The following is an 11,663-nucleotide window of genomic DNA, read 5'->3' as shown; positions in this document are numbered from 1 at the left end:
GCATTGGAAGTAATAATCGTCACCCCGGTCTTGTGCCGGGGTCCACCGTGCCGCGATCGCACAGTCGGGGGCGGTCGGCCGGACCGAAGTACAAGATCAGTCCACGCCGGATCGCGATCGATCGTCATGGACTATGCCAGCTGCGCAGTGGACCCCGGCACAGGGCCGGGGTGACGGCGAACCACGTCCGTAAACGGGGTGCGCAGATGGGCGGTTTCAGTCAGCCGCACGCCATGTCCTACACGCAACACCTCTGCCATACTCCGCAAGCCCGCTCTTTCCACCGTCGATCACCCACCCCAAACGACAGCGGCCGACCGCTGAACGTCAGCGATCGGCCCTGCGCATGTGCTTCGATGGTGTGACTCGTGTGACTTTAAGCGCAACCCGCCTCAGGCATGCCCCGCAAACGGATAGACCAGCGCGCGCAAACCGCTGCGCTTGAACGGGTGCCAATCCCCGTCGGCCTGCGCCAGCCGGTCGGCAACGGCGTAGAGCACCGCCGGGTTCACCCCCAAGCCGCAATGGCTGCCATGCACTTCGATATTGTCGGTCTCGGCCGAGCGTGGCTCGACGCAATTCTGCCATGCGACGACGCCGTCCTCGCGCGTGTAGATCGAGGTCGAGGGCACTGGCGGCGGGCTGGCGCTTTCGCGCAGTTGCTCGGTCACATCCTGATCGTCGATTTTCTGGCCGGTCAGCATTTCATAGGCGCGCCAGACATTGGTCGCCTTGGGCGTGCCGGTGAAGGGCGATCCGAGCGAGATGACTTGCCGCACCGCCTCGGGCGCGCGCCGCGCGAGCTGGCGCGCCATCACGCCGCCGAGGCTCCAGCCGATCAAGCTGACCTTCTGGCCGGTCGCGTCATGGATCGCCTTCAGCCGCGCGACGAGTTTCTCGCCTTGCTGGCCGATCGCCTTGGGGCCGAGATTGCGCCCGAGATCCCACGTATGCGCATCATAGCCGATTTGCGTCAGGTAGCGGCGCAGCACCGTGGTTGAAATGTCGCTCGTCACAAAGCCCGGCAGCACCATCACCGGATGCCCGTCGCCGCGCGGCGCACTGGCGAGGAACGGGGCCGCCATGCCGAGGCTCGACAGTTCCGCCAGCGCCCGCGGCAATTCGGTCAACGCCAGCAATGCGGAGGGCGGGGCGACCTGCGTTGTCGCTTGGGGGGTAGGCATCGGGCGTTCCTTCCTTGGACGTGCAGTCTTAACGTGCTGCATTGCAATATGGTTCAATCCTCCACGCCGAACGCGCGATGCTGCGCCGCGACGCGCGCGACATCATGGCTTAATATAGCGAGATCGAAGGCGTTTCCGGCGCGATCGCGCACCTGATCTTTCAGCAATGCTTCGGCGCGGAACCCGAGACTTTCGAACAACATGACCGACCCGATCTGGTCGGGCGTCATTTGTGCGGTCAGCTTGGCGATGCCGCGCTCCATCGCGATCGAATAGATCCCTTCGAGCAAATCGCGCCCGAGGCCAGCACCGCGCTTCGCGGGGGATACGAGCAACCGCACCTCGCCAACATGCGCGCTCCACCCGAGCGGATCGCGCACCAACGCGGCGGTGCCGACGAACTGGCCATTTTCCTCGGCGATGAGGCTGTCGATCCAGCCCTCGGCAATCGCCTCGACCCACGCCGCGATCACGCGCGGATGCTTCAGGTCGCGGCCGAGGAAGAGCAAATCATGCTCGGGCAAGCCTTCGGCAAAGGCGAGCATCGCCGCTGCATCCTTGGCCTCGAACCGGCGAATATGATGGCTCATTCCGAACGCTCCCCGAGCCAGTCAACCAGTTTCGGCCACAAGCGCTTGATCGCATTGCCGCCGGCGACGAGGCTGACATGCCCGCCCTTTAATGTCACCTGTTCCTTGCTCGTGCTGCCGACCATGTCGATCAGCGGCGCGGACGCGGCGGAGGGGACGATGTGATCGTGCTCGGCGGTGACATGCAGGAACGGCGCGGTGATCGCGGCCAGATCGACGCGGTGCCCGCCGACCTGCATTGTCCCTTCGTACAGCGCGTTGCCCCACAGGAGTTGCTTCACCGTCTGGCGGAAATATTCGCCGGGCAGCGGCAATATGTCGCTGGTCCAGCGATCGAACATGCGAAAGGAGCGGACATAATCGTCGTTCCACAAATTGTCGGCGAGCCGGATGTTGCTCGCGATCCGCCCGCCCGGACGCAGCAGATCGAACGCGGTGTAGAGATAGTCGCCCGGGCAATTGCCGAATGTATCGACCAGCCGGTCGACATCGAAGAAGCGTCGGTCGGCCCAGGCCTGGAACATCTCCAGCTTCGAGAAATCGACCGGGGTGGTGAAGCAGACGAGGTTCTTCATCGGGGCATCCGGGTGGAGCCCGGCCCACAGCGCCGAGAGCACGCCGCCGAAGCAATAACCGACTAGCGTGAAGTCCGCCTCGCCCGTCTCGGCTTGCACGCGCGCAATCGCCTGGGGCAGGAAATCGAGGACATAGTCCTCCATTGCCAGCGTCTTCTCATCGGCGCGCGGCGCGGTCCAGTCGAGCATGAACACGTCGAACCCGGCTTTCAGCAGATATTCAACCAGGCTCTGCCCCGGCACCATGTCGAAGATATAGCCGCGATTGGTCGTCGCCATCACCAGCAGCAGCGGCACACGGTACACATCATCGACCAGCGGGCGGTAATGGTAGAGGTTCATCGTGCCGCGCTGGATCAGCAAATCCTTGGCGCACGCCCCAAGCGCGGGGGCGGAGGATGCGAAATAGCCGAGGCCCTTGATGTTGCGCTGGAGCGCGCGGTCGAACGCAGTGCGGGCTTGCGTCAGAAGGTCGGGCGCATCGCTCATCGTCCAGCCCCTTTGTCATCCCCGCGAAAGCGGGGACCCATCTCCGGTGGGGCGAGATGGGTCCCCGCTTTCGCGGGGATGACAGTTGGGGGAGTCGGGCCGCTCAACGTTTCGTCGGGGCCGTGCGCGTGCGTTTGGGTTTGGGGCGGGCCGGGGGCGCGATCCCGGCTTGCGCCATCACGATGCCCTCGATCCGGGCAACCGCTTCCTCGATCCGCGCGAGGCGGGCGGAAATGTCGGCGACTTCGCTGCGGCTCGGCATGTTGGCGGCAGCAAGCGCGCGGTCCATCATCTGGTGGGTCGCGCCCTGCGCCTGCATCGCGGCGGCGTTGGCACCTTGCATGACGCGCGCGAACTCGCCGGTCTTGAGCGCTTCCCCGCCAAATTGATTGGTCATCTGCTCCCACTGGCCGAGCATGTCGCGGAACAGGGCGCCGGGGTCGGGTGGGTTTGCCATTGACGGCATTCTTCACCGCCCGGGCAAAGCCGTCAAGCGCCGATGCTGCACCTTGCAGTGCAGCATGAATGCAGCATCATTTGGCCGTGCTGGCGTCGCGTGGTCCGCTTGGCGTGACGTCCAGCGTCGCATCGCCGCCGAGCGTACGGTATAAGGTGACGAGATTGGTCGCACCGATAAGCTGGGTCGTGACCAGCGAACGCCGCGCCGAATAGAGCGAGCGTTGCGCGTCGAGGCTTTGCAGGAAGGTGTCGATCCCACCGCGATAGCGCGCGTCGGACAAGCGATAATTGTCGCTCGCCGCGGCGTTGAGCGCGGTCTGCGCAGCCAGTTGATCGCCGATCGTGCCGCGCCGGGCGAGCGCGTCGGCGACTTCGCTGAACGCGGTCTGGATCGTCTTTTCATAGCTCGCGAGCGCCACGTCGCGCTGCGCTTTCGATTGCGCGACACCGGCGCGACCGGCACCCGCCTGGAAGATCGGATAGCTGACGCTCGGCGCGATCGAATAATTGAACGCGCCACCGGTGAACAAACCGCTCAGCGTGTTGCTGGCGAGCCCGGCGAGTGCGGTCAGCGAGATGCGCGGGAACAAGGCCGCGCGCGCCGCGCCGATCTCGGCATTGGACGCGCGCAGTTGATATTCGGCCTGGACGACATCGGGACGGCGCAGCAGCACACCCGAATCGACGCCGGCGGGCAGCGCGGCGACGGTCGCGGCCGCTTCCGCGATCGAGGTCGGCAGCAACGCGGCGTCCACCGGCGCGCCGACCAGCAATTGCAGCGCGTTGGCGTCCTGCGCCACTGCGGTCGTCTGCGTCGCGAGGTCGGAGCGCGCGGTCTGCACCACGATTTGCGCCTGCGCCAGATCGGTGCGCGGCGCGATGCCGCCGTCGAGGCGCAATCTGGTCAGCGTCACGCTGCGATCGGCGCTGGCCGCAGTATCGCGCGCGATCTGGAGCAAGCTCTGGTCCGCGGCATAGGTCAGCCAGGCGGTGGCAATGTCGCCGACCAGCGTGAGGCGCGTAGCGCGCGCCGCCGCTTCGGTGCTGAAATAGCGGTTCTGCGCCGCGGTGCTGAGCGAGCGGACGCGCCCGAACAGGTCGATCTCGAATGCCGTGATGCCGAGCCCGGCCGACAGATTCTCGCGCGCTCCGCCGGTGACGGGGGCACCGCCATTGAAGGCGCGCCCGGTCCCGGCATCGCTGCGCGTATAGTTCGATGTAGCCTCGACCGCGGGCAGCAATTCGGCACGCTGGATACGGTATTGCGCGCGCGCCACCGCGATATTGGCGGCGGCGATGCGCAGATCGCGATTGTTGACCAGCGCTTGCTCGACGATCTGCTGCAGGCGCGGATCGCGGAAGATGTCGCGATACGCGACGCTCGGCAACGTTGCCTCGCTTTGCCGTAAATAGGCGTCACCGACCGGCCAGCTCGGCGGGACGGGCAGTTCCGGCCGGACATATTTCGGGGCGAACGAACAGGCCGACAGCGCGGCCGCGAAACCACACATCAACGTCACCCCGGCCTTGTGCCGGGGTCCACCGCGCCGCTTGGGCGAGGGTTTACTGTCGCACGGTGGACCCCGGAACACGTCCGGGGTGACGGAGCTGGGAGAGGTCATGCCGTTGCCTCCGCATCCGGCGCTGGCTTGTGCCGAATCTTCTTGAGCGCATCGCGCGTGCCGCGGCGGACCAGCACGAAGAAGAGCGGGATGTAGAACACCGCGAGGATCGTGGCGGTCAGCATCCCGCCGATCACCGCCGTGCCGATCGCGACGCGGCTGTTGGCGCCGGCACCGGTCGAAATCGCCAGCGGCAACACGCCGAAAATGAACGCCAGACTGGTCATCAGGATCGGGCGCAAGCGCAGCCGCGCCGCGTCCAGCGCGGCATCGATTACGCGCTTGCCCGACTTTTCGGCCTGTTCGGCGAATTCGATCATCAGGATCGCATTTTTGGCGGCCAGGCCCATCGTGGTGAGCAAGCCAATCTGCAGATACACGTCGTTCTGCAGGCCCCGCAGCGTGACCGCGAAGATCGCGCCGACCAGCCCGAGCGGGATGATCATCAGCACCGCGATCGGGATCGTCCAGCTTTCGTAGAGCGCGGCAAGACACAGGAACACGACCAGCAGCGAGAGGCCGTAGAGCAACGGTGCTTGCCCCGACGACAATCGCTCCTGATAGGACAGGCCACTCCACGCGACCGACGTGCCGGGATATTTGGCGGCGAGTGCGGCCATCGTGTTCATCGCCGTGCCCGAACTTTGCCCCGGTGCCGCCTGACCCGAAATCTCATAGGAGGAAATCCCCGAAAAGCGGGCGAGCGTTGGCGGGGTCTTGCTCCAGGCGACGGTCGAGAAAGCCGAGAAGGGCGCCATCGCCCCGCTCGATCCGCGCACGAACCATTTCGAGAGGTCTTCCGGCGTCGCGCGGTACGGCGCATCGCCCTGAACATAGACGCGTTTCACGCGACCCCGGTCGTTGAAATCGTTGACGTAACGGCCGCCCCAGGCGGTCGACAGCGTGGTGTTCACGTCGGCCTGGCTGAGCCCGAGCGTGCTCAGCTTTTGCGGATCGAGATCGACGCGCAATGTTGGCTGATCGTCCAGATCGGTCGGGCGCACCGCCGCTAGCGTTGCGTCGGCGCGTGCGGCGGCGAGCAGTCCGTCGCGCGCTGCCTTGAACTCGGCTCGGCTCATCCCGCCGGTATTCTGCAATTGCAGCGTAAAGCCGTTCGATTGGCCGAGGCCGCGCACGGCAGCGGGCACCGTTGCGTAAAATTCGATATCGCGCAGGCCACTCAGCGCCTTGGTCGCGCGCTGTGTGATCGCATCGGCACCGTTCTCGGCTCCTTTGCGATCGGCCCAATCCTTGAGCGCGATGAAGCCGCGGCCAGCATTCTGTCCGCCGCCGCCGCCGCCGCCGCCCGCGACGGTCAGGAATCCGGCGACGTTCTTGCCTTCGCTGCCCGAAAAGTATTTCTCGATTTGCAGCTGCGCCTCGCGCGTTTGGTTGAGCGTCGACCCCGGCGCGAGATTGTACTGGATTTGCGCAATGCCCTGATCCTCGGTCGGCAGGAAGCCGGTCGGCAAGCGCACGAACATAATCGCCAGGATCGCGACGACGCCGGCATAGATCAGCAGGAACAGCCATTTGCGGTCCACTACATTGCCGACCACCGCCACGTAACCATTGGTGGTCCGTTCGAACCCGCGGTTGAACCAATCCTTGGCCGGCTGCGTCTTGCGCGCGATCCAGCCATCCGCCTTTTCGTCCTGCTTGCGCTTCAGCAGCGTTGCGGTGAGGGCCGGGGTCAGCACCAGCGCAACCACCACCGACAGCACCATCGCCGAGACGATCGTGATCGAGAATTGGCGGTAAATCACGCCGGTCGACCCGCCGAAAAACGCCATCGGCAGGAACACCGCCGACAAGACGAGCGCGATCGCGATCAGCGCGACGGTGATCTCGTCCATCGATTTGATCGTCGCGTCGCGCGGCGACATGTCGGGATTCTCCGCCATCAACCGCTCGACATTCTCGACCACGACGATCGCGTCGTCGACGAGCAGGCCGATCGCGAGCACCAGCCCGAACAGCGTGAGCGTATTGATGCTGAACCCGGCCAGCGCGAAGATCCCGAACGTGCCGAGCAGCACGACCGGCACCGCGATCGTCGGGATCAAGGTCGCGCGCCAGCTTTGCAGGAAAACGAACATGACGATGACGACCAGGACGATCGCCTCGATCAGCGTCTTTTCGACTTCCTCGACCGACAATTTGATGAACGCGGTCGAATCCTGCGGGAAGCTGAAGGCATAGCCCGAGGGGAAGCTCGTCGAGGCGCGCTCGATCTCGGCCTTGACCAGCTCGGCCGTCCCCAGCGCATCGGCGCCGGGGGCCAGGCTGACCGCAATACCCGCGCCGGGATGGCCGTTCACGCGGCTGGTGACGCCGTAATTCTCCGCGCCCAATTCAATCCGCGCAACGTCGGACAGGCGGACGGCGGACCCGTCGGGTTGCGTTTTCAAGACGATGTTGCGGAACTGTTCGGGGGTGGAGAGGCGCGCCTGCGCGGTCACGATGGCGTTGAGCACTTGCTCCGGCACGTTGGGGGTGCCGCCGATCTCGCCGGCGGCAACCTCGGCATTCTGCGCCGAGATTGCGGTGATGACATCGCCCGGGATCAGGCTGAAGCTGGCGAGCTTGTTGGGATCGAGCCAGATCCGCATCGCATATTGCGCGCCGAACACGTTGATGTCGCCAACGCCCTTGATGCGCCCGATCGTGTCCTGCAGGTTCGACACGAGATAATCCGACACGTCCTGATTGGTGGTGCGGTCGCTGGTGTCATAAATTGCCGCGATCAGCAGAAAATCGGGGTTCGATTTGGTGACGGTCAGGCCCTGTTGCTGGACCTGTTGCGGCAAGCGGGGCAGGGCTTGCTGCACCTTATTCTGCACTTGGACCTGCGCGATGTCGGGGTTGGTACCCTTGGCGAAGGTCGCCGAGATCGAGACCTGACCGCGCGAGGAGGACGATGTACTGAAATAGAGCAGGCCATCGATGCCGGTCAGCTGTTGCTCAATTACCTGCGCGACCGAATTTTCCAGTGTCTCGGCCGATGCGCCGGGATAGCTGGCACGGATATTGACGTTGGGCGGCGCAATGTCGGGGAATTGCTCGACCGGCAGCGTGTAGATCGCGCCGATGCCCGCCAGCATGATGATGATCGAGATGACCCAGGCAAAAATCGGCCGGTCGATGAAGATGCGCGAAATCACGGCGCGATCAGCTCTTGGGTGTGTCGGAGGAGGGCGATTTGATCGTTTGCGGTGTTCCCGCGGCGACCGGGCGGATTGTCGCGTCGGCCTTCACCTTGCCCACGCCCTGCACGATCACCTTGTCGCCCGCCGCAAGCCCTGATGTCACCACCCAATTGGCCCCCAGCGTGCGCGTGGTGGTCACTTGCTTCGATACCGCCTTGCTGCCGCCCTTGCCGTCGGGGGCGACAATGAAGACCGTCGCATTGCCCTTGGGATCGCGCGTGACCGCTTGCTGCGGAATGAGGAAGGCATTGGTGTCGATCGATTGCGCGAACGACGCGCGGACGAACATGCCGGGCAGCAGCAATCCTTGCGGATTGGGGAAGCGCGCGCGCAGCGTCACGGTCCCGGTCGCGGCATCAACCATCACCTCGGAGAATTCGACCGTGCCGACCAGGCCATAATCACTGCCATCCTCCAGCTTGAGCCGGACATCGGCGCTGGCGGCGGCGGCACCCCCCTGCGCAAGGGCACGGCGCAAGCGGAGCAAATCGGCGCTCGCTTGCTGAATATCGACATAGATCGGGTCGAGCCGCTGGATCGTCGTCAGCGGGTCGGTCTGGCTCGCAGTGACGAGGGCGCCTTCGGTGAACAGCGACCGGCCGATCCGCCCGGTGATCGGCGCGGGGACGGTGGTGAAGCGCAAATTGATCCGCGCCGTGTCGAGCGCGGCTTTGGTCTGGGCGACCGTGGCAGCGGCCTGCCGCGCCTGCGCGGCGGCGTCGGTATAATCCTGCTTGGCGACGGCCTGCATATCAGCGAGCGGCTTGTAGCGCTCTGCCTTGACGCGCGTGGCCTCGGCATTGGCGGCCGCGCTCGCCAGATTGGCGCGCGCTTCGTTGGTCGATGCGCGGTAAAGGCTTGGATCGATTTGATAGAGCGGCTGGCCCTTGCGGACGAGTGCGCCCTCGGTGAAGAAACGGCGGCGGATCAGCCCGGTGACTTGCGGACGGACCTGCGAGCTTTGGTAGGCAGCGGTGCGCCCTGCGAGTTCAGTGACGATCGGTACACTGCTCGGCTGGACCACGACAAAGCCCACTTCGGGCGGGCCTTTGGCCGCGCCCCGACCGCCTTTGGCCTGATCGCCAGCGCTTGATCCGCACGCGCCGAGCGCGAGCGCCGCCACACCCAGAATGCCGATCGCACGAAGATAAGAAGCCCGAACTGTCATTACGTATCCATCGTTCCGGGGCTGTTTGCGCGCGGTGGATACCTCATGCAATCGCGGCCCAACGCGCTTCGTTAGCGATTGTTCCGGGCCTCGATCAACTATCCCGGTTCGGCCCTTTCGCAGTGCGGCATTTACTAACGCAGTTTTGCGATGCTCAAAGAATCGGCCTTGGCGCGGTCCTTGGTCGATTCCTCGCTGCGCTTGAGCGCCTTGGCAATAGCTTTGAGCGCCATGCCTTTTTTGGCGAGCGTGTGCAGTTTCTGGATTTCATCGGTGGTCCACGGTTGCCGGTGGCGTTCGAATCGGTCCTCGCTCATGGCGCTGGCGATACCGTGCCGGAGGCGAATGCGCCAGCGTACCCGCATTCTCGACACACTCTTGCGACACATCGCGGCTAACGCGCCCGCGAACGACGTATGGAATCGTAATGAAACGCTCTTCGACCCTGCTGACGCTTGCGCTCGCAGCAACCCCGACCCTTGCCTTGGCGCAGCAGCAGAAACCGACTCCCGCCAGGCCGGCGGCACAACCGCCTGCGATCGCCGACGAGGGCGACGACGGTGGCGATATCGTGGTGCGCGGCGCGCGGCCGCCGGGTTCGGTGATCGGCGACATTCCACCCGAGCAGCAACTGTCGCCCGCCGACATTCGTTCTTACGGCGTCAGCTCGGTGACCGAATTGCTCGCCGAGCTCGGCCCGCAAATCCGCAGCGACCGCGGCAGTGGCGGCGCCCCGGTGGTGTTGCTCGACGGCAAGCGTATCTCGGGCTTTTCCGAAATCCGCGATTTGCCCACCGAAGCGATCGCGCGCGTCGACATCCTGCCTGAGGAGGTCGCGCTGAAATATGGCTATCGCGCCGACCAGAAGGTCGTGAATATCGTGCTGCGCCGCCGTTTCCGCGCGGCCACGGTCGAACTGGCGGAGCGTGTGCCGACGGCCGGCGGGCGCCATGCCCCGCAGGCCGAGCTCGATTTGCTCAAGATCGCCAACAAAGGGCGGGTCAACCTTCATCTGGAATATTCGGCCACCACGGCGCTGACCGAACGCGAGCGCAACATCGCCACGAGCGTGACGCCCGGCGCGATCGACCAGCGGCCGTTTCGCACGCTGCTGCCCTCCACCGAGACCTTCAACGCCAACGCGACCTATGCGCGCAATTTCGGGAACATTTCGGGGACCTTCAACGGGACGCTCGGGACGACCAGCAGCAACGGCCTACGCGGCCTGCCGACCAACGCGCCGGGCGGCGATCTGTCGCCGCTCAACCAGCGCAATGCGACCACCACCACGCATTTCGGCACCGCATTCAACGGCGTGCTGGGGACCTGGCAGTGGACGCTGACCGGCGGGTACGATCACGCTGAAGCAAAGACGCTGACCGATGTCGGGTTCGACCCGACCACCACGCCGCCGGGCGCGTTGCCGGCGAGCCGTGGTTCTTCGATTTCGAATATCGGGCAGCTCGACGCCTTGCTCAACGGCGCGCTGTTCAAATTGCCGGCGGGCGATGTGTCGACCAGCGTCCGCGTCGGCGGCGATTTCAACAGCTTTTCGAGCCAGTCGGTTCGTGGCGGCGTCGTCACGCCCGGCGCGGTGTCGCGCAACAGTGGCAATGGCCAGATCAACCTCGATGTCCCGCTCACCAGTCGCGCCAAGGGCGTGTTGGCGGCGGTCGGGACGGTGTCGGTCAATGGCAATCTCGCGGTCGATCAGCTTTCCGACTTCGGGACGCTCAAGACGGTCGGTTATGGCCTCAACTGGTCGCCGATCGTGCCGCTCCGGATCATCGCATCGGTCACCGATCAGGATAGCGCACCGACCCCGCAGCAGATCGGCAACCCGCAGATCGTGACGCCGGGCGTGCCGGTGTTCGATTATGTGCTCGGGCAAAATGCGCTGGTGACGACGGTGTCGGGCGGCAATCGCGGTTTGCGTGCCAGCAGCAGCCATGTCCGCAAGCTCGGCGTGACGCTGAAGCCGTGGAGCACCAAGGAGCTGTCGCTATCGGCCAATTATATCGATGCGCGCGTCGAAAATCCGGTCGTCGCGTTCCCGAGCGCGAGTGCCGCGATCGAAGCGGCGTTCCCGTCGCGCTTCACGCGCACCGGCGGCGTGTTGCAGCGGATTGATTCCAGCCCGATCAATGTCGCCGAAACGCGCCGGTCGGAGCTGCGCTGGGGGATTAATTTCTCGACCGCGCTGAAATCGAAACTGCAAAAGCAAATCGAGGCGTGGCGTGCGGGCAAGGGCCCCAACCCCTTTGCCGGCCTGAAAATTCCGGCGAGCGTGCAACGCCAGATCGACCAGGCGCGCGCCGAACGCGGTGGCGGGCAGGGTGGCGGTGACCGTCCTGCCGGTGCGGGCGG

9 protein-coding genes are annotated in these 11,663 nt (G+C 65.1%); 1 reads left to right on the top strand and 8 read right to left on the bottom strand.

Translation table 11 applies throughout. The features are described 5' to 3' along the window. Nucleotides 1-392 precede the first annotated feature (392 nt). The 8 genes from ABWP09_RS09780 to ABWP09_RS09745 all read right to left on the bottom strand — a co-directional run bounded on the left by ABWP09_RS09780 (nucleotide 393) and on the right by ABWP09_RS09745 (nucleotide 9,613). Nucleotides 393-1,184 carry an esterase/lipase family protein gene (locus ABWP09_RS09780; RefSeq protein ID WP_353204955.1) on the bottom strand — a complete coding sequence of 264 codons (792 nt, stop codon included), beginning with the start codon at nucleotides 1,182-1,184 and terminating at the stop codon, nucleotides 393-395. Nucleotides 1,185-1,237: 53 nt separating this feature from the next. After that, nucleotides 1,238-1,774: a GNAT family N-acetyltransferase gene (locus ABWP09_RS09775; RefSeq protein WP_353204954.1), complete on the bottom strand. Its 537-nt coding sequence runs from the start codon at nucleotides 1,772-1,774 to the stop codon at nucleotides 1,238-1,240. Beyond that, nucleotides 1,771-2,838, bottom strand: coding sequence for an alpha/beta fold hydrolase (locus tag ABWP09_RS09770; RefSeq protein WP_353204953.1), 1,068 nt, complete (start codon nucleotides 2,836-2,838; stop codon nucleotides 1,771-1,773). The genes ABWP09_RS09775 and ABWP09_RS09770 overlap by 4 nt, the downstream gene beginning before the upstream one ends. Nucleotides 2,839-2,941: 103 nt before the next feature. After that, nucleotides 2,942-3,295, bottom strand: a complete 354-nt coding sequence (locus ABWP09_RS09765; protein ID WP_353204952.1) for a poly(R)-hydroxyalkanoic acid synthase subunit PhaE — start codon at nucleotides 3,293-3,295, stop codon at nucleotides 2,942-2,944. 76 nt (nucleotides 3,296-3,371) lie between these two features. Continuing rightward, on the bottom strand, nucleotides 3,372-4,808 hold the full coding sequence (locus ABWP09_RS09760) for an efflux transporter outer membrane subunit (protein ID WP_353204956.1): 1,437 nt from the start codon (nucleotides 4,806-4,808) through the stop codon (nucleotides 3,372-3,374). A gap of 107 nt (nucleotides 4,809-4,915) precedes the next feature. After that, entirely contained in the window at nucleotides 4,916-8,083 is a 3,168-nt protein-coding gene (locus ABWP09_RS09755; protein ID WP_353204951.1) for an efflux RND transporter permease subunit, read from the bottom strand. 7 nt (nucleotides 8,084-8,090) lie between these two features. After that, on the bottom strand, nucleotides 8,091-9,296 hold the full coding sequence (locus ABWP09_RS09750) for an efflux RND transporter periplasmic adaptor subunit (RefSeq protein ID WP_353204950.1): 1,206 nt from the start codon (nucleotides 9,294-9,296) through the stop codon (nucleotides 8,091-8,093). 134 nt (nucleotides 9,297-9,430) lie between these two features. Beyond that, a complete protein-coding gene (locus ABWP09_RS09745) occupies nucleotides 9,431-9,613 on the bottom strand; it encodes a hypothetical protein (protein WP_176496391.1) in 183 nt (60 codons plus the stop codon). A gap of 110 nt (nucleotides 9,614-9,723) precedes the next feature. On the opposite strand from ABWP09_RS09745, the gene ABWP09_RS09740 reads away from it, so the two are divergent. Further along, on the top strand, nucleotides 9,724-11,663 hold a 1,940-nt coding region (locus ABWP09_RS09740), incomplete at its 3' end, for a TonB-dependent receptor (protein ID WP_353204949.1).

Source organism: Sphingomonas sp., assembly GCF_040398505.1.
Lineage (GTDB): Bacteria > Pseudomonadota > Alphaproteobacteria > Sphingomonadales > Sphingomonadaceae > Sphingomonas.
This window is presented reverse-complemented; position numbering and strand designations above follow the sequence as displayed.